The sequence below is a fragment of the Rhodoferax sp. genome (genome assembly GCF_013297935.1).
Lineage (GTDB): Bacteria > Pseudomonadota > Gammaproteobacteria > Burkholderiales > Burkholderiaceae_C > Allorhodoferax.
Genome location: NZ_JAAFIX010000001.1, coordinates 362643 through 388748, shown reverse-complemented (window position 1 = coordinate 388748; position 26106 = coordinate 362643). Strand labels below are relative to the sequence as shown.

Here is a 26106-nt window from a genome sequence, read left to right as displayed (position 1 = left end):
GCCGTGGGCCCGGACCCGAGCTCAGGGAACCGGGGCAACACGCGCTTCGAGTTCGAGTGCCCGCACCTTGTCGGCAGCAGCGTCGGCTTCGGCCAAGGTGTCAAACGGGCCGACCTGCAGACGGGTGCGGTTGCCTCTGGGGAAGCGGATTTCTTTGCTCACCACAGGCAGCTCAGCGTCCATCAGCTTGACCATGGCGTTTCGGGCATTGTTGCTGTCGGCAAACAGCCCCACATTCACGACAAAGCGGCCGATCAAGGCTGCGGGCTCCGGTGCGGCAGCGCTGACCGGTGTCGCTGCCGGCACGGTCTGCCCCAAGGCCTGGGCAGCTGCGCGGGCTGCCGCAATGGCCGCCTCAGACCGCAGTGCCACGGGCGCCGGTCCGGCTGTCGGGGTGGGTTTGGCGACGGGTTTGCTGGCAGGCGGTGTAGGGGCAGCCGGTACAGGTGCGGGCGCTGGTATCGGTGCGGGCGCCGAGGCGGGTGATCGCGCAGCGGATGCGCTGGCCTTTGGCAGCACCGCCGCTGGTGCAGGTCCTGGCAGGGGCGCGGGTGCCGATGCTGCGGGAAGTGCCTTGGGGGGAGCCGCCGAGGCCGCTACTTGGGGCACTGGTGCTGAAGACGCTGCAGAAACCGCTGACGCGGCAGAGGCCGGGGCAGCTGCTGCGGAAGACGCCGCCGATGCGGCGGGCTTGGCTGCCGACGCGGCTTGCGCGGGGGCGGGTTGGGCAAGCGTGGCATCCACAGCACGGCCGCTGGCCACATTACGGGGCTCCTGCGGTGGGGTCACCGCAATGGGTGTACCCGCTGGCAGGGGCTCAAAGCCGGTAAACATGGCATACGACTGCGCGCAGATGGCGAGTGCCACGCCATTGCCCGCTGCAATCATGAGCATGCCCTTGCGGGTGCTGGCTTCGCGACTGAGCTGGGCGCAAGCGTCGGTGACCGTTTGATTTTTGACCAGGGCGTTTTGCACGCGCTGCCGGGTTGCCAGGTAATACAGTGCGTTGCCGCCCAGACCCGGCACCACAAATGCCAGGCCCACCAGCGCGGCCACTATGCCCCACTGGGTGCCTTCTGAAAACTGGAACACCAATTTGCCGAGCCCAAGCACCACAACGGCGAGCGCCACGATGCTCCCCACGTACACCAGTGCGGCGTGCCACAGCTGGCGGAACATCAACCAGTTGAGCGTGTTAGCGGCGGCTGCCCAGTTCCAGCTCAGGCCGGGGCGGTCGGCGGTGTCAAACCGTGTGAAGCGCGGCAGGTAATAGCCGTTGCTGATGTCCCCGATAGCGGCGCGGTACAGCGCGGTGGTCGAGTGTTCGTCCGTGTTGTCCAGTTCGGTGGTCGGGGCAGTGGCCATGGCTTATTTTGGCACGCTTGTTTGCGCTTGAATGGCTTGGGCCACCGCCTGGCCCAGGTCTATGACCGCCATGGCGTAGTAGCTGCTCCAGTTGTAGCGGGTGATGGCGTAGAAGTTTTCGGTGCCCGCCACATAGGTGGGCGCTTCGGCTCCGTTTTGCAGCTCCACAAGCGCCAGCGGCCCGGCGTGATTCAGGGCGGTGGGGTCGAGGATGACGCCTTTGTCTTGCATGGCCGCCGGGCTGAAGGTGGGCAGGATGTCGGGTGCCATGAGGGTGGGCATGTCCAAGCGCGCCATGTCGAATTGCACCGGATAGTGGGTCGCCATGCCGGGCTTCCATTTGAAGGCCTGGAAGTAGTTGGCCACGGAGCCAATGACATCTGCCTGGCTGTGGAAGAGGTCGACCCGGCTGTCGTTGTCAAAGTCGATACCGTATTTGACCCAGCTCGACGGCATGAACTGCGGCCAACCCATGGCACCGGCATAGCTGCCGCGCAAGGCCATGGGGTCGGTGCCGGTGCGGTGGGTGAGGCTGAGGTAGGACTCCAGCTCCGTCAAAAAATAGGCCTGCCGGTCGACTTTGCGCGGGTGTGCATCGGGGAAGTCGAGTGCCAATGTGGTCAGCGCATCCATCACCCGGTAGTTGCCGAGTTGTTGCCCGTAAATGGTCTCCACCCCGATGATGCCCACAATGATGCTGGCGGGTACGCCGGTTTGTGCTTCGACCCGTGCCAGGGTCTCCTGGTTCGCCAGCCAGAACTTCACCCCTGCGCGAATGCGAATAGGTTCCACAAAACGGCTGCGGTAAAGCGCCCAGTTTTTGGGGGTACCCACCGCGGGCGGAGTGATGGCACGAACCACCGAGGGCAGCATGCGGGCTTTGGCGAGGGTGGCGCGCACCCAGGCAGGGTCCAGATTGCGGCGCTGCGCGATGTCGTCTGCCAAGCGCATGAGGTCCGCGCGCTCTCCGTAGGGTGTGCCTTCGGTCGCTGCAGCAGCGGGCTTGGCCTTCGCTTTGGATTTAGCGTGTTTTTTGCTGGTAGCCCCGATAGAACTTGCGCAGGCTGCTATCAAAATGAGAGTAACAATGGTTTTGTGAAAAGGCACAGCAGAATCTTGCAATAGGTTTGGGCGGGTCAGCCGGCGCGTGCCGGTCGCATGCTGGCAGTGTAGCCAGTGCCAATGGGCGTGCAGGCACAATTCGGCCCTGTTGTGTTCTTGGGTGAGCTTTTGTGATGCGTCTTTCTTCTCGCGTGCGCTATGCCGTGGCCGGGCTCGCGGCGGCCCTGACGGTAGGGGCTTTGGCCGTCCCGTGGTACAGCTCCCGCCTCTTGAGCAGGGGCATGCAGGCATGGGCGGCTGAGCATGCGAAGGGCGAGCTGCGGGTGCGCAACCTGGCCCATGAGGCGGGGTGGCTCACTTCCACAGGTTCGCTGGATGTGGAGTGGCATAGCCCCTGTGCCGACGATGGCGCTGCCGGCCCGGTGGTGCACCTCACCTACCGGGCGCGCCATGTGCCGGATCTGCAAGGTTGGACCCGCCTGGACTGGTCCGCTTCGCCCGAAGGCGCGACTGCTGAGCGCCTGTTGCCCGGGCTCGCGGGTGGCAAGCTCACGGGCACCGGTTATGTGGGTTTTGAGGGCAACTTCAGCGCCGATATGCAGTTGCCCGAGTTGGCGCTGGTCGCGCACGGGCGGCGCGTGCAGGTGTCTCCCTCTTCGGGGCGCTTGGAGCTGGGGGCCACGTCGCTGCGCCTGGACTGGCTGTTTGAGCGCATGGCCTTGCGTGGGGCGGGCAGTCCCCTAGAGGCCCAACAAGTTTCGGTGGTGCTCGACCTGAAAAACCGAACGCAGGGTACCGGCAAGGCGACAGTAGATATAGAGAAGCTAAGCACTGCCGATGTGGCGCTGGAAGGACTGCGGGTCCGTAGCGAAACGATGGAACGCGCAGAGCGGCTGGACTCGCGGCTGACCCAGTCCCTGCGCCGGGTGCAGTTCCTGGGGCAACAACTCGACGATCTGGTGCTGGAGGCCGAAGTCAAGGGCCTGCACCTGGCCAGTGTTCAGGCGCTGGGCGCGTTGGCAGGCGATAGCTGCGGGCCGCAGCGCGCCAGTGCGTACAGGGATGTGCAGCTGCGTGCAGCGGTCAAGCAACTGTTGTTGGCCGGGTTCAGCGTGGGGATTCCCAAGCTGCAGGGACGCGGGCTGGAAGGCGCGCTGGACGGCCATGTGGTGCTGACCTTGGCACCCGCCACGGGCGACGCAGTCACGCTGGCCAGCCAGCTGTCAACCCAAGGGCAGATTCACCTCAAGGGCAATTTGATGCTCCCTGATCAAAAGGCGTTTGCACTGTCTACCGGTTACGTGAACGAGGTGCCGGGTGGCCTGGAGTCTGGCTTCGAATACGGTGGCGGTGCCCTCAAGGTGGGTGGCAAATCGCTCGATGGCTCCATGGTGCTTTTGGGCTTGCAAAAGCTCGATGGCTGGATCAACGCGTTTCTGGCGGGCGAGCGTTTTGAGTTGCCCGAGGAAGAGGTGCCTGCGGTGCCTCCGTCGGAGGCGCCACCGGGCGCTAGCGCTGCTACTGCGTCTTGAAGGCTCAGGGCCGCAGCCACTGCAGGCTAGTGAGCTCTTTGCGCAGAGTGCGCAGGTCGTGGGCGCTGCCTGTTTGCCGGGCGTAGCGCCAGCCCTCCAGGCGCAGCAGCCAGGCGGTGGCGTGGGCCGCGGCTTGGGGATTGGTTTGTAGCAAGGCCACGAGTGCCCGGGGTGTGCTGTCGTCGTGGACGGTAAAGCCTTGGGCGCGCATGCGCTGCCGGGCGTCCTGCAACAGACGCAGCCAGGGGTCTTGCCGGTGGCGTTGCCACCAGTTCCAACCGGCACCGGTCAGGCTGGCACTCACGATGAGGCCGATCAACACTGTGCTCAGGTCCTGCCAGTCGGGGGCGCTGAAGCCGATGTTGCGCAGCAGGTCCATTTGTTTAGCTTGGGTGTAGTTCAGTACCCACTGGTTCCACCGGTTGTTGGTGGCTTCCCACAAGGCGCGCAAATTGAGGCTGAACTGGGGGCTCACCGTGTTGAGTGCCTGGGCAAAGACGCTAGGCTCGGGCACAAGCCGCTGGAACGAGCCGGTGCGCCCCGGTGACACGGCAGAGGTGGGGTCCACCCGCACCCAGCCGCGTCCGGCCATCCAGACTTCTGCCCAGGCATGGGCATCACTCTGGCGCACAGTCCAGAAGCCATCGACCGGGTTGATCTGACCACCTTGGTAGCCGGTGACCACACGGGCCGGAACATCCAGTGCCCGCATGAGCAAGACAAAGCTGGAGGCTATGTGCTCACAAAAACCGGCCTTGCGGTCGAACCAGAATTCATCAGCAGTGTGGGTGCCGTAGACCCCGGGATCGAGGGTGTATTCGTAGCCACCGGTGCGCAGCTTGTCCATTACGGCGTTCACCAGCGCTTGGGCGCCGGCCGTGGCCAGACCGGGCTGGCGGCGCAAGTCGGCCGCAAGCTGCAAGGTGCGGGGGTTGAAGCCGGGCGGCAGGTCCACATAGTCCTGCAAACCCACGGCCAGACGGGCGGGGCCGTGGCGGAAGTCGGGGTAGCTGGTGGCCCGGTAGCGCACGAGGTCGGGCATGGGCTGATCCGTTTGCCACTGCAGGTCGGGGCCCATGCTGGGGCGGTAGCCTGCGATCTCAGGGGCTTGTGGCGTGGCATCCAGCACCATGAGCCAGGGCCGGTTGTTGGCGGCCAGGGTGACTTGGTAGCTATAGGCAGGGCCCTGCACCGCGACGTCGGCCTGCAGTTGCATGCGCTGGGGAAATGCGGAGCGCAAGGGGCGCCATTCCCGGCCGTCGAAGCTGGAGAACACCGGCCCGCGGAAATACATGTCGTTTTGTCGTGGGGGCGTGCCCTCGAACCGGATGCGCATGGCAATGCTGTCGTCCAGCGCGAGGCTGGCAATGGTGCCGACCTGCATTTGCCCGGACAGGCCGCTGCGCCCGCTCATGGCGTCGCCGGGTAAGCCCCAGAGGGGCGCGATGCGCGGAAACAGCATAAACAGGGCCGCCATGATGGGGGCCCCGGCCAACACCATCCAACCCGCAGTGCGCGCGGCTTGCAGCAAGGGGGGGCGGCCCACCGGCATGTGGCTGTTGACCAGCGCTGTCAGCAAGCCGAGCAAGGCCACCACCATGGCCGCAGCTGTCAGCAGGCTTTGTGAAAAGAAGAAGTTGCTGAGCATGGTGAAAAAGCCGAGGAAGAAGATGACGAAGGCGTCTCTCCGTGCCCGCATTTCCAGGGTTTTCAAGGCCAACAGCACCACGATGAAGGTGACGCCTGCATCCCGCCCCAGCAAGGTGCGGTAGCTCATCCAGGTGCCGGCGGTGGCCAGTGCCAGCAGCCCCAGCAGCCACCAGCGGGAGGGGAGCGGCCGGCTGCCCCAGGCCAGCACCCCGCGCCAGAGCAGCACGGCGCCGGCCATCAGGCTGCACCACCAGGGCAGCCGGTCGACTTGGGGCAGGATGACCCATGCGATCACCCCCAATAAAAACAAGGTGTCGCGGGTGTCGCGGGGGAGGTGGTTCAGGCGTTGGAGCATGGCGGGTGTCAGGCCAGGGCCAGTGCTTGCAAACAGTTTTTTTGATGGGCCGGGCCGCTGTCCGGCGGGATTTCGCGACCGGCCAGGCGCAGCCCGTAACGCAGCCCCCGGCTCTCGGCTTGCAGCACCCAGGCACAGAGCCTAGAGAGGGCCTGTTCGCGCGTGGCACTTGTTGCGCGCGCAGGCAGGGTCTGCTCGGTGGCGGCCAGGTCCAGCCACAGCTCCAGGCGCTGCGCTTGCTGTGCGTCGCGGCTGACCAGCTCGTCGCTTTTGGCGGCCTTTTTCCAAACCACGAGTTTCAGAGGGTCTCCGCGCCGGTAGGCCCGTACCCCGTCAAACTCACCGGTGGTGTGGCGTTGCGCAGTTTGCGCGCCACCGGAACGCGGCTCGCCCGGCGGCAGCGGCGGTGGCTGGAGCTCCGGTGCCGGGTAAATGAGCACCTGCGCGGCAGGCCGCCACACGCTCCAGACACGGAAGGTGCCCAGTGGAAAGCGTGTTTCAGCAGTCAGCGTGGGCAGGGGGTGCAGACCGCGGGTGCGGGCTACAAAACTGATGTGCACCTTGGCGCTGCCCAAGGGGTCGACGTTGGTCCAGCTCCAGCTCTCGCTGCCCAGGACGGCCAGACCGATGCCGTAGCGGGTGCGCTGGGAGGGATTGTTGAGTTGTATGCCAATAGGGGTATTAGCCCCCGCAAATTGTGCGTCAGGCGCTATCAAATGCATAGTGAGGCCGGTCAGTGTGCCGTGGCACACATGGATACCGATGATGGCCGCACCGGTCAGCATAAAGGTCAGCAGGTAGCCCAGGTTGAGCTGGTAGTTGATGCTGGCCACCAACAACACCAACAGGGTGAGCCCCAGCATCAGGCCGGGGCGGGTGGGCAGGATGTAGACGTTGCGCTGAGTCAGCTCGGCACTGTCTCTGCGCGGCATGCGCGACTCGAACCACGCCTGAAAGCGCCGCCGCACCCGCGCGACCGGATTCCAGTGCAAGGCCATCAGGGCAGCGGCACAGCCTGCAGCATGGCGCGCACCTGTTCCTCGGCGCCCCGACCGGCATCCCCCACCGGAATCAGCCGGTGTGCAATGGTTTGGGGCAGCACCGCCTGCACATCGTCCGGGGCCACATAGTCGCGCCCGCTGAGGAGCGCCTGGGCTTTGGCTGCGCGCACAAGGGCAATGCCGGCACGGGGCGATAAGCCCTGGAGAAACCAGCGCCCGCTGCGGGTGGCCGTGATCAGGTCCTGCACATAGTCCAGCAAGGGGTCTGCTGCATGCACGGCGAGTACGGCCTGTTGCAAGCGGTCCAGCTCGTCGCCGGTGAGCAAACTGGGCAGTTGGTCCACCATGTTGCGGCGGTCTTCACCCGCCAGCAAGGCCCGCTCTGCCGCCCGGTCCGGGTAACCCAGCGAGATGCGCATGAGGAAACGGTCCAGCTGGGACTCCGGCAGGGCGTAGGTGCCGAGTTGGTCCAGGGGGTTCTGGGTCGCGATAACAAAGAACGGCCGGGGCAGGGCACGGGTCTGGCCTTCGATAGTGACCTGTTTCTCCTCCATGGCCTCCAGCAGCGCGCTTTGGGTCTTGGGGCTGGCGCGGTTGATTTCATCGGCCAGCAGAACTTGGGCAAAGAGGGGGCCGGGGTGAAACACAAAGGCTTCTTTGCCGCGCTCGTACACCGACACGCCGCTCAGGTCGCTGGGCATCAGGTCGGAGGTGAATTGCACCCGCGAGAATTGCAAGCCGAAGGTGCGCGACAAGGCATGGGCAAGGGTGGTTTTGCCGACACCCGGCACATCGTCGATGAGCAGGTGACCACCCGCGAGCAGGCATGCCACGCAAGCGCTGATCTGATCGGGTTTGCCCACAATCACCGTGTTAAGCTGGTTCAGCAGGGATCTGAGTTTGTCTTGGATGTCCATGCCGAGACGTTACCCGAAAACCAAAAGACCAGAGACTGCAGGTGAAGAAGACCGGATACTTTACGCACCCCGATTGCCATTTGCACGACATGGGTGCAGGCCACCCTGAATGCCCCGAGCGCTTGGTGGCGATTCATGACCACTTGCTGGATACCGGTCTGGTGAATGACCTCGATGCGCGGCAAGCGCCGCTAGCCAGTGCCGCGGAGCTGTCTTTGGCGCACACCCCGCGCTACGTTGCCAAGGTGCAAGCACTGGCCGAGGGCTTGCGCCGTAGCGCGGAGGAGGGGCGGAGCGAACACGCTTGGTTGGACCCGGATACGGCCATGAATGCGCACACCTGGAATGCTGCTCTGCGCGCCACCGGCGCGGCGAGGGCGGCCACCGACGCGGTGATGGCCGGCGAGTTAGTGAACGCGTTTTGTGCGGTGCGCCCGCCCGGACACCATGCCTGTCACAGCGAGGGCATGGGGTTTTGTTTTTTTAACAGCGTGGTCGTGGCGGCCCGGCATGCCCTGGAGCACCATGGCTTGCGCCGGGTGGCCATTGTGGATTTCGATGTGCACCACGGCAATGGCACCGAAAACATCATTGAGGGAGACCAGCGCATTCTCATGCTGGGCTTCTACCAGCACCCTTTTTATCCCCAGGGCGGTGCGCGCTCGAACGCCAGCAATCTGCTCAACCTGCCGGTACCGGCTTGTACCGGCGGGGCTGCTGTGCGCGAGTTGGTGACACAGCACTGGCTGCCGCGCTTGCATGCTTATCAGCCGGAGATGGTGTTTATCAGCGCGGGGTTTGACGCCCACCGCGACGATGAGCTCGGGCAAATGGGCTTGCTGGAGGAGGACTACCACTGGATGACCGCGCAAATCCGTGGGGTGGCGGAGCAGTATGCACAAGGCCGCATCGTCTCCTGTCTGGAGGGCGGCTACCACCTCGGCGCCTTGGCCCGCAGTGTGGAAGCCCATATCCGGGCGCTCGCTGATTTGTAGTCTTTTTTCGGTATCCTCCGCAGCCCGGTCCCTTGCCGGACACTTCTTTTTTGAGATGGTTGACCACTATGAAACAAACCCCGGCACCCCAGCCGATTGATGACTTTGCCGGCTGGCTGAACGCATTCACCCAGACTTCCGTTCTGCTGGAGCTTGCGGCCTTGGGCTTGAGTGTTGCTGTCGCGTGGGGCTTGGTGGCTGCACTGCGCAAGGCCTTGGGCGATAACGATGGCAAGTCGATCTGGTTCGGCCGCCGGGTGGTGGACGGGGTCTTGTTCCCCTTGGTGTTGCTGTTTCTCGGTTATGCCGCACTAGAAATGCTGAGCCAGTTCGTCAATATCGCGGTGTTCCGCGTGGTGATTCCGGTGCTCATGTCTTTGGTGGTGATCCGGGTCGGTGTGAAGGTTTTGCAGGCGACCTTCTCCGATGCGCGGTGGATCAAGCCCTTGGAGCAAACCATTTCCTGGGTGGCCTGGCTGGCCATGGTTTTGTGGGTCAGTGGCTTATTGCCGGTGATTCTGAATGAGCTGGACCAGATTACCTGGAAGGTAGGCGGCACCACCCTGTCGGTGCGCAACATGATTGAGGGCATGGTGACAGCGGGTGCCGTGCTGATCATCACCCTCTGGATTTCGGCGGGTATTGAGTCGCGGCTCCTGCGTTCCGCGACCGGCGGCGAGCTTTCGCTGCGCAAAGCGGCCAGCAATGCGGTCCGCGCGGTTTTGATGTTCGTTGGTCTGCTCATGGCACTGTCGGCGGTGGGGATCGACTTGACGGCCTTGTCGGTGCTGGGGGGCGCGGTGGGCGTGGGTATCGGACTGGGCTTGCAGAAGCTGGCGGCCAACTATGTCTCCGGATTTGTGATCCTCACCGAGCGCAGCATGCGCATCGGCGATGTGGTGCGGGTGGACGGTTTTGAGGGGCAGATCACCCAGATCAATGCGCGCTACACGGTGGTGCGGAGCTTGTCGGGGCGGGAGTCGATTGTTCCGAACGAAATGCTGATTACCCAGCGCGTGGAAAACTTGTCCCTGGCCGACCCCCGAATCAATCAGACCCTGACGGTTTCTGTGGGCTACGACAGTGATGTCGACGAGGTCATGCGTCTTTTGACCGAGGCGGCGCTCAGTCAGCCGCGTGTTCTGCAAGACCCCGGCCCGGCGGCGCAGCTTGCCAACTTTGGCGCGGATGGCCTGGAATTCACCGTGACCTACTGGATCAATGACTTGGAAAACGGGCAGGGCAACTTGCGCTCGGAAATCAATCTGGCAATCCTGAAAACCCTTCGGGCCCATGGTGTGGACATTCCCTACCCCCAGCGTGTGGTCCACAACCGGTGATCGGCACCGCTTTTTCCGAGTCCTCGCACTAAAAGAAGCAGCGGCCCAAGCGTTGTGTCAGCCGGCAGGCCGCTATAATTCAAAAAAAGCACGGTCGTTCTATTTTGTGTTAATCTCCGCTCAATTCCTCTGGCTTGTCTCGGGGATGGTGGTACGGCATAGAATCGGATGATTGACGTGCACGTCAACTAAAACGACCAAATTTCTAACTATCTGGAGTCGCAGCAATGAAAGTCCTGGTACCCGTCAAACGTGTGGTGGACTACAACGTGAAGGTTCGCGTCAAGTCGGACAACACCGGTGTAGATATCGCCAATGTCAAGATGAGCATGAACCCCTTTGACGAGATCGCCGTGGAAGAAGCCGTGCGTCTCAAGGAAAAGGGCGTGGTCACTGAAGTGATTGCCGTGTCCTGCGGCGTGGCCCAGTGCCAGGAAACCTTGCGTACCGCCATGGCGATCGGTGCCGACCGCGGTATCTTGGTGGAAACCACCGAAGAGCTGCAGCCACTGGCCGTTGCCAAATTGCTCAAGGCGCTGGTCGACAAAGAGCAGCCCGGCCTCGTGATTCTGGGCAAGCAAGCGATTGATGACGATTGCAACCAGACCGGCCAAATGCTGGCAGCCTTGGCGGACCTGCCCCAAGCAACTTTCGCCTCCAAGGTGGAAGCGGTGGACGGCAAGGCCCACGTGACCCGTGAAGTGGACGGCGGGCTGGAAACCCTGGCCGTGACACTGCCCGCCATCATCACCACCGACCTGCGCCTGAACGAGCCCCGCTACGTGACCTTGCCCAACATCATGAAGGCCAAGAAGAAGCAGCTCGACACCTTCAAGCCTGAAGATCTGGGTGTGAATGTGGCTCCCCGCATCAAGACCCTGAGCGTGGCTGAACCGGCCAAGCGCAGCGCCGGTATCAAGGTGCCCGACGTGGCTACCCTGGTCGCCAAACTCAAGAACGACGCCAAAGTCATCTAAGGATTCACACCATGACCGCTCTTGCTTTATCTCTCGTTGTGGCCGAACACGACAACGCATCCATCAAGGGTGCCACCCTGAACACCGTGACTGCTGCCGCCCAAGCGGGTGGTGATGTGCATGTGCTGGTGGCTGGCAGCAATGCTGCCGCTGCCGCGGCCGCTGCTGCGCAGATTGCTGGTGTGTCTAAAGTGATTCACGCCGACAGCGCTGCTTTCGAGCACGGCTTGGCCGAAAACGTGGCAGCCCAAGTGCTCGCTATCGCCGGTGCTTACAGCCACATCGTGTTCCCGGCCACCGCCTCCGGCAAAAACATCGCACCCCGCGTGGCTGCCAAGCTGGACGTAGGCCAGGTATCCGACATCACCAAAGTGGTGAGCGCCGACACCTTCGAGCGCCCCATTTATGCCGGCAATGCCATTGCCACGGTGCAAGCCACTGACGCTGTGAAAGTGTTGACTGTGCGCACCACCGGTTTCGATCCTGCAGCTGCCACCGGTGGTAGCGCAGCGGTGGAAGCTGTGGCCGCTGTAGCGACTAGCGCCGCCGTGACCTTTGTGGGTTCCGAGATCGCCAAGAACGACCGCCCTGAGCTGACTGCTGCCAAGATCATCGTTTCCGGTGGTCGTGCTTTGGGCTCGTCTGAGAAGTTCACTGAAGTCATGACGCCCCTGGCTGACAAGCTGGGCGCGGCACTGGGCGCTTCCCGCGCCGCGGTGGACGCTGGCTACGCCCCCAACGACTGGCAAGTGGGCCAGACCGGCAAGATCGTGGCACCCCAGCTGTATGTGGCTTGCGGTATCAGCGGCGCGATCCAGCACTTGGCCGGCATGAAGGACTCCAAGGTCATTGTCGCCATCAACAAGGACCCCGAAGCCCCTATTTTCAGCGTGGCGGACTTCGGCTTGGAAGCCGACCTGTTCACCGCTGTGCCGGAACTGATCGCGGCACTCTGATGCCGGTTTGAAAATGGGGCATCGCTTGCGGTGCCCTTTTTTTTGGCCTACCCCGTTACCTACCTCGCTTGTACCCACAAATTCAGGAGACTCACCATGAGTTACGTCGCCCCCGTAAAAGACATGCTGTTCAATATTCAGCACCTTGCCAACATTGAGCAAATTGCCCAGCTCCCCGGCTTTGAAGATGCCGGTTTGGATACGGCGCAGGCCGTGTTGGAAGAGTCTGCCAAGTTCACTGAAGGCGTGCTCTCCCCGTTGAACTGGGAAGGCGACAAGAACCCCTCCAGCTGGAAAGATGGCGTGGTGACGTCTACCCCGGGTTTCAAGGAGGCTTTCAAACAGTTCACCGATGGTGGCTGGCAAGGCCTGCAGCACCCTACCGACTTCGGCGGCCAGGGCCTGCCCAAGACGATCGGTGCCGCCTGCGGTGAGATGGTGAACAGTGCCAACATGAGTTTTGCGCTGTGCCCCTTGTTGAGCGACGGCGCGATTGAAGCCCTGCTAACGGCCGGTTCCGACGAACTCAAGGCCACTTACCTCGAAAATCTAGTGAGCGGTAAGTGGACCGGGACCATGAACCTGACCGAGCCACAAGCCGGTAGCGACCTTGCCGCAGTGCGCAGCCGCGCTGAACCGCAGGCGGATGGTAGCTACAAGGTGTTTGGCACCAAAATCTACATCACCTGGGGTGAGCACGATATGGCCGAGAACATCGTCCATCTGGTACTCGCCCGTGTGACCGGTGCGCCCGAAGGTGTGAAGGGCATCAGCCTGTTTGTGGTGCCCAAATTCATGGTGAACCCGGATGGTTCTCTGGGTGCTCGCAACGACGTGCATTGTGTTTCGATCGAACACAAAATGGGAATCAAGGCCAGCCCCACCGCCGTGTTGCAGTACGGCGACCATGGCGGTGCCATCGGTTACCTGGTGGGCCAAGAGAACCGCGGCTTGGAGTACATGTTCATCATGATGAACGCCGCCCGCTACGGCGTCGGTGTGCAGGGCATTGCCATTGCGGAGCGCGCTTACCAAAAGGCGGTGCAGTTCTCCAAAGACCGCGTGCAGAGCCGTCCTGTGGATGGCTCCATGCCGGCTGCAGCCCCGATCATTCACCATCCTGATGTGCGCCGCATGCTGATGACCATGCGTGCCTACACCGAGGGTTGCCGTGCCTTGGCCAGCACAGCGGCCAGCGCCTACGACGCGGCCCACCACCACACCGACCCCGAAGCTCGCAAGCAAAACCAGGCGTTCTATGAATTCATGGTACCGCTGGTCAAGGGCTACAGCACCGAGATGAGTTTGGAAGTTACCTCCCTCGGCGTGCAAGTGCACGGTGGCATGGGCTTTATCGAAGAAACCGGTGCAGCCCAGTACTACCGCGACGCCAAGATCCTGACGATTTACGAAGGCACCACCGCCATTCAGGCCAATGACCTGGTGGGGCGCAAGACCTCGCGGGACGGTGGTCAGATCGCCAAAGCGATTGCCGCCCAAGTGGAAGCTACGGAAGCCGAGTTGATGGCCAGTGGATCAACCCATGCGCTGGCCGTTGCAAGCCGCTTGAAGTCGGCCCGCTTGGCGTTTGTCGATGTGGTGGAGTTCGTGGCGGGCAATACCAAAGCCAACCCGAACGCGGTGTTCGCCGGCAGCGTGCCGTACCTGATGCTCGCCGGCAACCTGATGGCGGGTTGGCAGTTGGGGCGCTCGCTGTTGGTGGCGCAACAAGAGATTGCGCAGGGCCATGACGTGCAGTTCATGGAAGCCAAGATCACGACTACGCGCTTTTACGCAGACCACATTCTGAGCAAGGCCTCGGGGCTGCGTGACAGCATTGTGGAAGGTGCAGAGAGCGTGACAGCGCTGCCACTCGACGCCTTTTAAATTCAGTCGCACCCGGTACGGGTGCTATTGAATTAGGAGCTACTCGCACAGATAGCGCGGGGGCTAAAGCCTGTTTTTGTCTTGAATGATAAAGGACGACTGATGTCTCGTTTACCTAGCCCTTTGGATAAGCTTCCATTCCCAGTGATTGGGTCGCCGCTCTTTATCATCAGCAACCCTAAATTGGTGATCGCCCAGTGCGTTGCGGGTGTGGTGGGGTCTATGCCCGCACTGAACGCCCGTCCTGCGGAACTGCTGGAAGAGTGGCTTCAAGAAATAACCGGTGCTTTGGCTGCGCACAATGCGGCCCACCCGGAGCGCCCCGCCGCGCCGTTTGCGATCAACCAGATCGTGCACAAAAGCAATGACCGCCTGGAGCACGACATGGCGCTTTGCGTCAAATACAAGGTGCCCATCATCATCACGTCTTTAGGCGCACGGGAAGATATCAATGCGGCGGCCCACAGCTATGGTGGAGTGGTGCTGCACGATGTGATCAATAACAAACACGCCCGCAAGGCCATTGAGAAAGGCGCTGATGGCCTGATTGCCGTGGCTGCGGGAGCGGGTGGCCACGCCGGGGTGAAAAGCCCCTTTGCATTGGTGCAGGAAATCCGGCAGTGGTTTGACGGGCCGTTGGCTTTGTCGGGCTCGATTGCCAATGGTGCTTCGGTTCTGGCTGCCCAAGCCATGGGGGCCGACTTCGCCTACATCGGTTCCGCCTTTATCGCGACCGAAGAGGCCCGTGCCGCGCAGGAATACAAGCAGGCCATTGTGGACAACAACTCCGACGACATTGTGTACAGCAATTTGTTCACAGGAGTGCATGGCAACTACCTCGCGCCGAGTATCCGCAGCGCTGGCCTGGACCCTGAAAACCTGCCGGAAAGCGACCCCAGCAAAATGAACTTTGGCGGTGCATCGGCCAAGGCCTGGAAAGACATTTGGGGTTGCGGTCAGGGCATCGGTGCTATCGATCAAATTCAACCCGCCGGAGCCTTCATCGCACGACTCAAACAGGAGTACGTCGACGCAAGAAATGCGCTGTTGACCCGCAATTACGCTTGAAGTTGCAGGTCGGGCGCGTTGTCTGCCATGAGCCGGTTGAGCGCGCGCTCCACAATCGGCGCCTGATCCAGCATTTGCAGTTCACCGTCACGTAGCATCTGGGCCACCTCGCGCTCGGAGAGTACAAAAGCGTCGAAGCCTTCACGGTTGGTGAACAAAAACCGGGTCCGCATCGGGCTGACCCAGCTGAGGCGGCAGCGGAAGGGCGCCAATTCAGGCTGCACTTTTTCGAACCACACGCCCCGGGTCAGTAACTGAGCGTTGGCATCAAAATCGTCCATCGCTTTGGGGTCTTGCTCGGCAAGGTTGCTGGCCCGTCGCTCATCGAGTGCTTGCATAGCCTGGTCGCCTGCAGTCTCTTCCAAGGCGGCTCCTTGCGTGTCCATGGGAATTGCGGCCTTCATCCGGATGGCCAGCATGTGGGTCGCAATCAGGCGACGCGTGAAGTTTCCGCGTTCTTCACCGTCCCACTCAATACCGTCCAGTTCGGCGTTAAGAGTGCGAACCAGGTCCGGCAAGATCCCCACCAATTCTTGCCGCTCTTGGGGCGTGGTTTTGGGCTGCGTACTCCAGATGAGCTGATCCATCGTGCTGACTACGCTGTTCCAATGGCCTGCGTGGGTGTCTTCTGTCATCCAGGCCAAGGCGATGACTTCACGCCATTGATGGGCCAGAAAAGGCTTGAGAAACGGGGCGAGCGGCAGGTGGGCCGGCAAGTTACTGATGCGGGCGTGGACCACCTCATCCGCATGGGCCAAGGCCGCGAATAACTGCTCCTGGTTGTTTTCACGCGCGGCAACCGGCTCGATGTGTTTGTCGGCCTGTTGTTCGCACTCGAACAGGAATTCTGTGAACTCAGCCAGAAGCAAAGTAAACAGCGTGAGGTCGTCATTGAACTCGTGCAGCACTCTTTGCACGGTTGACTCAATCCGGACATAGAGAGGATCGTGCTCGCCTTTTTCCGGCGTCCAGGTCACCGAGGCGGAGGCCAAGGTGTCGATCAGTTTCCGGGCGGGATGTTCTGCGCTGAGGAAAAAGTCGCGGTCCATCATGGCGGCCCGGAGTACCGGAATCTGGAGCTTGCCGATCACCACCTTCAGCTCGGCCGGAATGGCCATATCTGCAAAAACATAGTCGAACACTTCGGCCAAAGCATCTACGGTTCCACGGTCCAGTTCCTGGGCGTCCTGGAAAGCGGGCTGGTCCCGCAGGTGGCGCAAGACATTGGAGTGAACGCCCTCAGAGGCCTGGGCATCATCCGGCACCAGAGACTGAAAACTAGAGCCACGTCCGGCACCGGCCTGCATGGCGCCAAGGTACTGCAACAAGGCGGGATCGGCAGGAATCGACAGGCCCGCCTGGGAGCCCGACATGTCGTGACTTCCATCGGAAAATTCAAAGGTGTCCGCCTGCTCGTCTGAAGAGCGGCCCACCCCTAAACGCTGCAAAAATTGCCTAACCTGTTGAACCAACTGGGGTGCGGAGCCGGCCCACTGGGGCCAGGCCGCACGGCCGGCTGCTTGCGGTGGCTGCAGCTCCATGGTTCTACTGGCTGGGCCGCCGTTTTGTGTTGGCGCTGTCAGAGGCGCGGCAGCACTGTGGGGCTGGATGCTGGCCGGTCCGCTCAGGGGGGCGAAGTTGGAGCTGCCTTCGGGGGACTTCCGGATGCGGTGCACGGTCGTTGCGTGCACGCCAGCTTGCGTGAGTACACCCAGCAGATCCTTGTACAAGCCCTCTAGATTGACAAAATGTGCGGGCTCCAGGGCATCGATCAAGGATTCTGTGACTTGCGGATCCAGCTCGCTCTTTTCCCAGCCCAGCATGAAACCTTTGAGTAGCACCAGGGGCCGGAACGGATTCTGGGACAGTGACACAGACTCGTCGCCCACCAGTGCCGCCAGTTTGGTGGACAAGGGGGTCAGCAAAGGTTCAAACTGCAAATTAAAGCGCTGGGCAACCCGGTCCAGCAGCAGGATGCGGTGAACCTCATCGACGTCAATCAGGCTGAACGACATGCCTTCGAGGGTATCCATGTCACTGGCTTGCGGTGCCGACAGCTGAGACATGTGAGGCCAGACGGTGGTGACCTCTTCCTGCAGAGCAACTTGGAGTTGCTGACGGTAAGACTTTAGAAACCGGTCGGGCTGTCGGTCCAGCAGCATGGACGCCGCCCGTAAGTTCTGGCCTTGAAGCATCGGCACCTTCCCGTCGGCAAGATCCAACAAATGACCACGCAGGTGTTTGATGCAGGCGGTATCGCGCTCTTCAAAAAAGCCGAGTGTCTTTCCTATCATGGCGCGCACCAGGCGTTGAGCACGGGCCCGTGATTCGGGGGTGCTGTTGCCGGCAGTTAATGACTGAAAAGCGCTCATGGGCCAACGGGTTGAACAACCGGAAACTTGCGTTCCGTGTTGCGTAAAGATTGGGTTGCAGATGACCCTTAATGATCTCACGGCCCCGAGAAAACTGGCAGCGGCTAAAGACGCCTAGCTGACTGTAAACAGGCTTGCGAGCGGGGTTTCTGGTAACGAGTTGTAAGCCCGTGTCGCGTGGCGAAAATCGGTTACTGAATCGGAAAGATGAGGGGGGCATCGCCCTCCAGCCACGGGGCGTGGGCCTCCATGCAGTGGGTGAATGTTTCAGAGCTTTCGAAGGCCTGCAGCCACTGTGCCAGTGCAGGCCAGTTTTGGGCCGTAAACCATGCCTTATCCGTATGCGCGAATTGCCTGACAAAAGGTGCCAATGCGGTATCTGCCATGCCCCAATGGAGGCCATGCAGGAAGGGGCTATCGTTCAAGTGCTGGTCCAGCTGCGTGAGAAATACGGCCCCATGTGCCTGGTGGACCAAGCCGTCAGCAAGACCGAAGCGGTTCGGGTACTTGTACCGGTCCAGGAGCGGTTTGAAGTCCACATCACACTGGTGGATGAGCGCCGCAGTCTTTTGTTCAGCTTGCGGTGTGGTGGGCAGCCACCCCCATGGGTCTTGGCTGCGCAAGGCCCAATGCATGATGTCCAGGCTTTGCTCGATAACTTCACCATCCGGTAGCACTAACACCGGCACGGTGGCCTTGGGCGATGCCTCGATCAGCGCCGCAGGCTTGTTGCGCAAGACCACCTCACGCAACTGGACCCGTGTGCCACTGGCCAGAATAGCCAAGCGGGCGCGCATGGCATAAGGGCACCGGCGGAAGGTGTAGAGGACCGGAAGACTCAAGGTGCTCACTCCGGACCTGTCAGGTGGATTGCGGCTTGGCGAGGGTTGCGCCTATGTGCACTTGCTGGCGCTGCTTTGCGAGTTCCCACTGCCGTTGGCGCTCTCTTGCGTTGGCTTTTTGCTCGTCGCTGGTGTGTGCATGGCAGCGGGGGCAGCTCACGCCGGCTTCAAACAGAGGGGATTCGGTAGCCCCTGCTTGCAGAGGGTGGCGGCACGAGCGACAGAGCGTGTGTGGGCCGGGGGCGAGGCCATGGCCTACGGAAACGCGCTCATCGAACACAAAGCACTCGCCTTGCCAGAGGCTTTGGTCCTGTGGAATGGTTTCCAAGTATTTGAGAATGCCCCCCTCCAGGTGGTAAACCTCCTCAAAGCCTTGCTCACGCATGTAGGCGGTCGATTTTTCGCAGCGTATGCCGCCGGTGCAGAACATGGCGACCTTGGGCTTTTTGTCTGGCGAACCCGTAAGTCCTGACTGAGCCACCCATGCCGGTAGCTCCGCAAAACTTTTGATACGGGGGTCAATGGCGCCCTTGAAAGTGCCAAGCTCTACCTCGTAGTTATTGCGGGTATCGACCACAACGACATCCGGGTCCGAGATGAGTGCGTTCCAGTCTTGGGGTTTGACATAAATACCGGCCATTTTGGTGGGGCTGATGCCTGGCACCTGCAAGGTCACAATCTCTTTCTTCAACCTGACTTTCATGCGGTAGAACGGCGCCTTCTCGGAAAAAGACTCCTTGTGTTGCAGGTCGGCCAGCAGCGGGTCCGCACGAAGGTAAGCCAGGACGGCATGCACGTCCTCAGGCCGGCCTGCAATGGTGCTGTTAATGCCCTCTTCGGCTAGCAAAATCATGCCCTTGACCTGGCGGCTTTCACAAAACTCCAGAAGTGGTGCCTTGCGCGCGGCATAGTCAGGGAGGTCAACAAACTTGTAAAAGGCTGCGGTCAGGTAAACAGTATTCGGCATACCCCCCATTGTGCCCGTTGACACCGGTGCCGCAGGCTACGCGGGCCACGTGGAGCCGTGTTCGGGGACCACAGTCCGCCAGTGAAGCTCCCGGTCGATGCGGATGCGCAGCGCATCGGCAGCACTCGCCTCGCCGTGTACTACGTACACCTGGTCAGGGGCTTGGGGCGCTTGCCTCAGCCAATCCAGCAGTTGGCCGGAGTCCGCGTGGGCGGAAGCGGACTGCAGTTGCACGACCTCCGCTTGCACTTCAACATCTCTACCGTGAATCCGGACGGAGCGTGCGCCGGATGCCAAAGTTGCACCCCGTGTGCCGGGTGATTGGAAGCCTGTGAGCAGGATCATGTTGCGGTGGTTACCGGCATGATGCGCCAAGTGATGAAGTACTCTGCCGCCGGTTGCCATGCCGCTGGCGGACAGTATGACCATAGGCCCGTGGCGTGAAGCCAGGGCCTTCGATTCGTCGGTACTGCTGATCAAAGTGGCACTGTGAGTCAATGATTGAACTTCGTGCGGGCTGAGACGGTGGGCTCCAGGATGTTGCTGAAAAAGTTGAGTGGTGTGCACCGCCATCGGGCTGTCGAGGAATACCGGTAGCGCATGAGGAACGACACCACGCTCTTTGAGTTGCGCGATCGCCAACAAAAAGGCTTGGGCACGGCCCACGGCGAATACCGGTACCACCGCCACGCCACCGCGGGCGGCCAAGCGCTGCAGCGCAGGACCCAATTCGGACAGCAGGTTGTCTCTGGGGTGTTGCCGGTCGCCATAAGTGGACTCGATGAGGATGGTGTCCGCTCTGGAGGGCGCGTCCGGTGGGTTCATCAGGGTGTCGTCCGGCCTTCCGAGATCGCCGGAAAACAAGATCCTTCGGCCGCCGACTTCGAGCAGGATGCTGGACGCACCCAAAATGTGTCCTGCAGGTTGGAGCGTCGCTTTCCACCCCGGGAGTGGTGAGAACGTCTGTCTTTGCGGAACAGCTTTGAGAAGGGCCAGGCTGTCCAAGGCATTTTGACGTGTGTACAGGGGTAGGGCAGGTGTGTGCTTTGAGAATCCATGCCGGTTGGCAAACAAGGCGTCTTCTTCCTGGATGTGTCCGCTGTCCGGCAGCAAGATTTTGCAAAGATCTTTCGTGCCCGCTGAGCAGAACACAGGCCCTCGGAATCCATCCCTCGCCAGCAAAGGGAGGTAGCCACTGTGATCCAGGTGGGCGTGGGTCAGCAGAATGGCCTCCAGGTCGTCCGGCTGCAGGGGGCTCGCGGCCCAATTGCGCAGTCGCAAAGGTTTGTAACCCTGGAACAGTCCGCAATCGACCAGCAAGCTCTGCGTGCCGGCACGCACCCAATATTTGGATCCGGTAACTGTGCCTGCTCCGCCGAGAAAAGAAATGGTGACGGACATGACGCTCACTCCCCGGCGAGCCCAAGGTGTGCACCACCAAGCAAAAAAAGCCGCCGGGTCCTTTATAGACCCGAGCGGCTTTTAGTGGTGTTCAGGGCGAGCCCTGAGTTTGACTTGGATCAGCTAAAAAAGCTTTTCAACCGGTCGGTCCAGCTGTCACCGGTGGGTGAGTGTTTGCTGCCGCCTTTTTTAAACGACTCATCCAATTCCTTGAGCAGCTTGCGCTGGTGCTCGGTGAGTTTGACCGGCGTCTCTACCGTGATGTGGCAATACAGGTCACCGGGGTAGCTGGAGCGCACGCCTTTGATGCCTTTGCCGCGCAGTCGGAACTGCTTGCCGGTCTGGGTACCTTCGGGGATGTCGATCGCCGCCTTGCCGGCGAGTGTCGGCACGTCGATTTCGCCGCCCAGCGCAGCAGTCACAAAGCTGATGGGCACAGAGCAATGCAGATCATCGCCGTCGCGCTCAAAGATATCGTGCTTCTTCAGCCGGATTTCGATATACAGATCTCCGGGTGGCCCGCCGTTGGTACCGGGCTCACCATTGCCCGCGCTGCGGATGCGCATGCCGCCGTCGATACCCGCCGGAATTTTGACTTCCAGCGTTTTCTGACGCTTGATCTTGCCTTGACCGCTGCAGGCATTGCAGGGCTCGGGGATGACTTTGCCAGTACCGCGGCAAGTCGGGCAGGTCTGCTGAACACTGAAAAAGCCTTGCCGCATCTGCACGGTACCCGCGCCATTGCAGGTGCCGCAGGTTTTGACCTGGGTGCCCGGTTTAGCACCGGTGCCTTTGCAGGTGTCGCAGTTGTCCCAGCTGGGAATACGGATCTGCGCGTCTTTGCCGCGAGCCGCTTCTTCGAGGGTCACTTCCATCGCGTAGCTCAAGTCGCTGCCGCGGTAGACCTGACGTCCGCCGCGTGCGCCACCGCGCTGCTGGCCGAACATATCGCCAAAAATATCGCCGAAAGCTTCAGCAAAACCGCCATACCCCTCACCGCCGCCGCCACCCCGGTTAGGGTCAACGCCTGCGTGCCCGTACTGGTCGTAGGCGGCACGTTTCTGGGCGTCCGAGAGCATTTCGTAGGCTTCTTTGCCTTCTTTGAACTTCTCTTCGGCAGCTTTGGCGGCATCACCCTGATTGCGGTCAGGGTGGTGCTTCATCGCCAGTTTGCGATAGGCCTTTTTAATTTCTTCTTCTGAGGCGGTCTTGCTGACGCCCAGAATTTCGTAATAGTCACGTTTGGCCATGTGTGTCTCTGTGCCTGGTTACAACAGAAAAGCCGCGTTGAACCCCTACTGGTGTTCAACGCGGCATCGTGGTGCTGCGCTCGTCAGCCGGCTCAGCCTTTTTTGACTTCCTTGACTTCCGCGTCGACCACATTGTCGTCGTGGGCTGGCTTGGAAGAAGCCTGGGCTGCTTCTGCCTCCGGCTGGGCTCCGCCTTCTGCAGCCTGCTGGGCTTGCATGTCAGCGTACATTTTTTCGCCCAGTTTCTGGCTGGCGGCCATCAGCGCATCGCTCTTGGCTTTGATGGCGTCCTTGTCGTCAGACTTCAGGGTGTCTTCGAGGTCCTTGATGGCCGCCTCGATCTTTTCTTTTTCGCCGGCTTCGAGCTTGTCGCCGTATTCGGTCAAGCTCTTTTTCACGCTGTGGACGTTGGCGTCCGCTTCGTTTTTAGCTTGCACCAATTCGAGCTTTTTCTTGTCGTCAGCGGCATTCAGTTCAGCATCTTTCACCATTTGCTGGATCTCGTCTTCCGACAGGCCGGAGTTGGCTTTGATGGTGATCTTGTTTTCCTTGCCGGTACCCTTGTCTTTGGCGCCCACGTGCAAAATGCCGTTGGCGTCAATGTCGAAGGACACTTCGATCTGGGGTGTGCCGCGCGCTGCTGGCGGGATGCCTTCGAGGTTGAATTCGCCCAACATCTTGTTCACTGCAGCGATTTCACGCTCACCCTGGAACACCTTGATGGTCACGGCAGGCTGGTTGTCTTCTGCGGTTGAGAAGGTTTGCGCAAACTTGGTCGGGATCGTGGTGTTTTTGGTGATCATTTTGGTCATCACGCCGCCCAGGGTTTCAATACCCAAGGACAGAGGCGTCACGTCCAACAACAGCACGTCTTTGCGGTCACCAGAGAGAACTTGACCCTGGATCGCGGCACCCACGGCCACGGCTTCGTCGGGGTTCACGTCCTTGCGGGGTTCCTTGCCGAACAATTCCTTGACCTTTTCTTGCACTTTGGGCATGCGGGTCATGCCGCCGACCAGAATCACATCGTGAATTTCAGATGCGGAAACGCCTGCGTCTTTCAGCGCCGTGCGGATCGGCGCAATCGTGCGCTCGATCAGCTCTTCCACCAAAGACTCCAGCTTGGCGCGGGTCAGCTTGATGTTCAGGTGCTTGGGGCCGGACGCATCTGCAGTGATGTAGGGCAGGTTGATGTCGGTCTGGGAGCTGCTGGAGAGTTCGATCTTGGCCTTTTCGGCGGCTTCCTTCAAACGCTGCAAAGCCAAAACGTCTTTGGACAGGTCAACGCCTTGTTCTTTCTTGAACTCGGAGATGATGAAGTCAATCACGCGCTGGTCGAAATCCTCACCGCCCAGGAAGGTGTCGCCGTTGGTCGACAGCACTTCGAATTGCTTTTCACCGTCCACATCGGCGATTTCGATGATGGATACGTCGAAGGTGCCGCCGCCCAAGTCATACACGGCGATCTTGCGGTCGCCCTTTTCGTTCTTGTCCATACCGAAGGCCAAGGCAGCTGCGGTAGGTTCGTTGATGATGCGCTTGACATCGAGACCGGCAATACGGCCGGCGTCTTTGGTCGCTTGGCGCTGGGCGTCGTTAAAGTATGCGGGCACCGTAATCACGGCCTCTGTGACTTCTTCACCGAGGTAGTCTTCCGCAGTCTTCTTCATCTTGCGGAGAATGTCAGCGCTGACCTGCTGCGGTGCCATGCGGTTGCCGCGCACTTCTACCCAGGCGTCGCCGTTGTCGGCCGCTGCAATGGTGTAGGGCATCAGGTCGATGTCTTTTTGCACTTCCTTTTCAGTGAACTTGCGGCCGATCAGGCGCTTCACTGCGTACAGGGTGTTTTTGGGGTTGGTGACCGATTGGCGCTTGGCCGATGCACCGACCAACACTTCGCCGTCTTCCTGGTAAGCAATGATGGAGGGCGTGGTACGTGCACCTTCGGCGTTCTCGATCACTTTGGGCGTGTTGCCCTCCATGATGGCGACGCAGCTGTTGGTGGTGCCCAAGTCAATTCCAATGATTCTTCCCATGGTGTGCTCCTGATAACTTAAAAATTCAGATGTGAATAAGGTGTGGGCTACTAAGATGGTTTCAAGCGCCCGACACCCAAAAAATGGTGAGTTTCAGCCGGCTCCGGCCTTACTTGGGGGCTGACACCGTAACGAGAGCAGGGCGCAAGACACGGTCTGCAATCGAGTAACCCTTTTGCAGCACGCTGACTACCGTGTTGGCCTCATGCTCAGAGGGCACCACGCTGATGGCCTGGTGCTGGTGTGGATCGAACTTGGTGCCGGCGGTAGGGGCGATGGCGATAACTTTGTTGCGCTCCAGTGCGGCGACCAGTTGGCGCAGCGTGGCCGTTGCGCCTTCGCGGATTTGCTCCGGGGTCGCGTCCTTGATCACCAGGCCGGCTTCCAAGCTGTCTGCCACAGGCAGCATGCTTTCCGCAAAGCTCTCCACAGCGAACTTGCGCGCTTTGGAAATTTCGTCTTCGGCCCGGCGGCGCGCGTTTTCTGCTTCTGCCTTGGCGCGCAGAAACTGGTCTGCGAGTTCGCTGCTCTTGGCTTTCAGCGTTGCCAGTTCGGCTTGGGCTTGGGTCAAAGCGTCCACTTCATGGGCTGCGGCAGCGGCCAGAATTTCTTCGGGGCTTTGCGCTGCGTCGGCGGCCGGGGATGGACTGGAGGGGCTTGGAGTATCAGACATACGGTTCTATCCGGTTGAATGCGATTGCGCCATACATGGCGACGCATAACCTTGTTTCAAGGGGGAGTTTTCCGGATGTCGACGGGACACCCGGAGCGTCGGGTAATTCCGACGGTTTTCTTAGCCGCGTACAGCCAAGAGCTCTACATCAAACTTCAGGGTTGCGTTCGGTGGAATGACACCGCCCGCGCCACGGGAACCATAGCCCAAAGCGGCTGGAATGATCAAGGTGCGTGCCCCGCCGACCTTCATGCCTGCCACACCCTCATCCCAACCGCGGATCACCATGCCGGCGCCAAGGTGGAACACGAAAGGATCGTTGCGGTCTTTGCTGGAGTCAAACTTGGCGCCTTGCACGCCGTCGTTGTACAGCCAGCCGGTGTAATGCACAGTGACGCTTTGGCCTTTTTTGGCCTCGTCGCCGCTGCCTTCGATCGTGTCTTCAAACTGGAGTCCGCTGGCGGTAGTTGGCATTTTCAAATCCTTTTGCTATAAAAACAGGAGCTGGCCACGCAAATGCACGGGGCATTGGCGGCCGGAAAAACCCTAAATTATGCCCGACCAAAAAAAAAGACAGGCACAGCCTGTCTGGTGGGGCGTCGGCTGCGGAGCAGCCGGTAGCGCTTATTTGGCTTTTTTGGCCTGGGCGGTCGACCACTTCACGGCAAAAGCCTGCAGGTCACCAAGGCGCTTGAGCAAGTCCGCACCCGCTGCGGTCACGACATAGCCGTCTGTGCCGTGGGTGAGCAGGTTCGCTTCGCGGAGTTCTTTGATTCGGGTATTCAGGGTGTTGGGGGTGATGCCGCCCACGCTGTCCTGGAGTAAACGGAAGGTCTGGGCATGGCCGTCGCGCAAGGCCCACAAAACGCGGATTGCGTAGCGGGATTCCAGCAATTCCAACAGTTGGCCGACTGCGACCGTTTCTTTTGCACTCATTACCTTGCCCTTTGTCTGTGTCTGGATAGGATTGCGACTGCTGGGCCGCATTTCCCGAAATGGAGCGGAAACTATATCGCAGTTTTCAGACTGCTACAAGTTTCATAGCTGTTAAGGTATGTAAATAGGGCGTCGGACCCTTGCGGGCCGTGAAGCCGCTGTGCTTGCCACGCCACACGGGCGGTGCTAAGGTATCCGGCAGTCCTGATCCACAGACAACACGGAGGCATTCCCCGTCATGACCTTTAATTTCGAACAAGTTCACAACTACTACGAGCGCCTGGTCTTTGAAGAAGTCGTGCAGCGGGCTGCGCTTTTCCCGGCCTACAGCAACGACATGCTGGGTGATGTCGCGTGTGTCGCCCTCAACCGCTTACCCGCCCGCTATGTGCGCCACGATGTCGACATGATGTTTTATCTAACGGAGCAGGAGCGCCAAGCGATTGAGTTGTCCCTGGAGGAGGCGATCGCATTCGCGTTCCGTTTTGTCGGCGAGCGCAGCGCCAAAAACGCGAACTGACGCA

The 26106-nt window shown here is 60.9% G+C and carries 22 protein-coding genes; 8 read left to right on the top strand and 14 right to left on the bottom strand.

Features of this window, described 5'->3' with window-relative positions; genetic code table 11:
• Positions 1–21: 21 nt before the first annotated feature.
• Both QZW03_RS01890 and mltB read right to left on the bottom strand, forming a co-directional pair.
• A complete protein-coding gene (locus tag QZW03_RS01890; RefSeq protein ID WP_296507794.1) occupies positions 22–1365 on the bottom strand; it encodes a DUF2628 domain-containing protein in 1344 nt (447 codons plus the stop codon).
• A 3-nt stretch (positions 1366–1368) separates the two neighbouring features.
• On the bottom strand, positions 1369–2472 hold the full coding sequence (mltB, locus tag QZW03_RS01885; RefSeq protein ID WP_296507792.1) for a lytic murein transglycosylase B: 1104 nt from the start codon (positions 2470–2472) through the stop codon (positions 1369–1371).
• Between the two features lie 128 nt (positions 2473–2600).
• On the opposite strand from mltB, the gene QZW03_RS01880 reads away from it, so the two are divergent.
• Entirely contained in the window at positions 2601–3959 is a 1359-nt protein-coding gene (locus QZW03_RS01880) for a DUF945 family protein (protein ID WP_296507789.1), read from the top strand.
• A 4-nt stretch (positions 3960–3963) separates the two neighbouring features.
• Here the strand turns inward: QZW03_RS01880 and QZW03_RS01875 are convergent, their stop codons facing one another.
• From QZW03_RS01875 to QZW03_RS01865, 3 genes are read right to left on the bottom strand one after another with little or no spacing between them, the layout of a single operon-like run.
• Entirely contained in the window at positions 3964–5964 is a 2001-nt protein-coding gene (locus QZW03_RS01875) for a DUF3488 and transglutaminase-like domain-containing protein (protein WP_296507788.1), read from the bottom strand.
• A gap of 8 nt (positions 5965–5972) precedes the next feature.
• On the bottom strand, positions 5973–6962 hold the full coding sequence (locus tag QZW03_RS01870) for a DUF58 domain-containing protein (RefSeq protein ID WP_296507787.1): 990 nt from the start codon (positions 6960–6962) through the stop codon (positions 5973–5975).
• Complete coding sequence (locus tag QZW03_RS01865; protein WP_296507785.1) at positions 6962–7882, bottom strand: MoxR family ATPase; 921 nt, start codon at positions 7880–7882, stop codon at positions 6962–6964. Before QZW03_RS01865 ends, QZW03_RS01870 begins: the two co-directional genes overlap by 1 nt.
• 41 nt (positions 7883–7923) lie before the next feature.
• Between QZW03_RS01865 and QZW03_RS01860 the strand changes: the two genes are divergently transcribed.
• The 6 genes from QZW03_RS01860 (at position 7924) to QZW03_RS01835 (ending at position 15105) form a co-directional block, all read left to right on the top strand.
• Positions 7924–8877, top strand: coding sequence for a histone deacetylase family protein (locus QZW03_RS01860; protein WP_296507783.1), 954 nt, complete (start codon positions 7924–7926; stop codon positions 8875–8877).
• A gap of 68 nt (positions 8878–8945) precedes the next feature.
• Positions 8946–10217 carry a mechanosensitive ion channel domain-containing protein gene (locus QZW03_RS01855; protein ID WP_296507781.1) on the top strand — a complete coding sequence of 424 codons (1272 nt, stop codon included), beginning with the start codon at positions 8946–8948 and terminating at the stop codon, positions 10215–10217.
• Between the two features lie 227 nt (positions 10218–10444).
• Positions 10445–11194, top strand: coding sequence for an electron transfer flavoprotein subunit beta/FixA family protein (locus QZW03_RS01850; RefSeq protein WP_296507779.1), 750 nt, complete (start codon positions 10445–10447; stop codon positions 11192–11194).
• Between the two features lie 11 nt (positions 11195–11205).
• Complete coding sequence (locus QZW03_RS01845; RefSeq protein WP_296507778.1) at positions 11206–12150, top strand: electron transfer flavoprotein subunit alpha/FixB family protein; 945 nt, start codon at positions 11206–11208, stop codon at positions 12148–12150.
• Positions 12151–12246: 96 nt separating this feature from the next.
• Positions 12247–14037: an acyl-CoA dehydrogenase gene (locus tag QZW03_RS01840; RefSeq protein WP_296507777.1), complete on the top strand. Its 1791-nt coding sequence runs from the start codon at positions 12247–12249 to the stop codon at positions 14035–14037.
• 102 nt (positions 14038–14139) lie between these two features.
• Entirely contained in the window at positions 14140–15105 is a 966-nt protein-coding gene (locus QZW03_RS01835) for a nitronate monooxygenase family protein (protein WP_296507776.1), read from the top strand.
• On the opposite strand, the gene QZW03_RS01830 is transcribed toward QZW03_RS01835, so the two are convergent.
• From QZW03_RS01830 to QZW03_RS01790, 9 genes are all read right to left on the bottom strand, one after another.
• Positions 15096–17477: a DUF1631 family protein gene (locus QZW03_RS01830; protein WP_296507774.1), complete on the bottom strand. Its 2382-nt coding sequence runs from the start codon at positions 17475–17477 to the stop codon at positions 15096–15098. The genes QZW03_RS01835 and QZW03_RS01830 overlap by 10 nt on opposite strands.
• A gap of 191 nt (positions 17478–17668) precedes the next feature.
• Complete coding sequence (locus QZW03_RS01825) at positions 17669–18328, bottom strand: glutathione S-transferase (protein WP_296507772.1); 660 nt, start codon at positions 18326–18328, stop codon at positions 17669–17671.
• 10 nt (positions 18329–18338) lie between these two features.
• Positions 18339–19286: a rhodanese-related sulfurtransferase gene (locus QZW03_RS01820; RefSeq protein ID WP_296507771.1), complete on the bottom strand. Its 948-nt coding sequence runs from the start codon at positions 19284–19286 to the stop codon at positions 18339–18341.
• 36 nt (positions 19287–19322) lie between these two features.
• Complete coding sequence (locus tag QZW03_RS01815; RefSeq protein WP_296507770.1) at positions 19323–20687, bottom strand: MBL fold metallo-hydrolase; 1365 nt, start codon at positions 20685–20687, stop codon at positions 19323–19325.
• Between the two features lie 119 nt (positions 20688–20806).
• A complete protein-coding gene (gene dnaJ / locus QZW03_RS01810; RefSeq protein WP_296507769.1) occupies positions 20807–21937 on the bottom strand; it encodes a molecular chaperone DnaJ in 1131 nt (376 codons plus the stop codon).
• A gap of 92 nt (positions 21938–22029) precedes the next feature.
• On the bottom strand, positions 22030–24030 hold the full coding sequence (dnaK, locus tag QZW03_RS01805) for a molecular chaperone DnaK (protein WP_296508304.1): 2001 nt from the start codon (positions 24028–24030) through the stop codon (positions 22030–22032).
• A gap of 52 nt (positions 24031–24082) precedes the next feature.
• The gene (grpE, locus tag QZW03_RS01800; RefSeq protein ID WP_296507768.1) at positions 24083–24646 is read right to left on the bottom strand and encodes a nucleotide exchange factor GrpE; all 564 of its coding nucleotides are present in this window, start codon (positions 24644–24646) and stop codon (positions 24083–24085) included.
• A gap of 120 nt (positions 24647–24766) precedes the next feature.
• A complete protein-coding gene (locus tag QZW03_RS01795) occupies positions 24767–25126 on the bottom strand; it encodes an FKBP-type peptidyl-prolyl cis-trans isomerase (RefSeq protein WP_296507766.1) in 360 nt (119 codons plus the stop codon).
• Positions 25127–25270: 144 nt separating this feature from the next.
• Positions 25271–25582 carry a winged helix-turn-helix transcriptional regulator gene (locus QZW03_RS01790; protein ID WP_296507765.1) on the bottom strand — a complete coding sequence of 104 codons (312 nt, stop codon included), beginning with the start codon at positions 25580–25582 and terminating at the stop codon, positions 25271–25273.
• Between the two features lie 238 nt (positions 25583–25820).
• On the opposite strand from QZW03_RS01790, the gene QZW03_RS01785 reads away from it, so the two are divergent.
• Positions 25821–26102: a late competence development ComFB family protein gene (locus QZW03_RS01785; RefSeq protein WP_296507763.1), complete on the top strand. Its 282-nt coding sequence runs from the start codon at positions 25821–25823 to the stop codon at positions 26100–26102.
• The last annotated feature ends 4 nt before the right edge of the window (positions 26103–26106 follow it).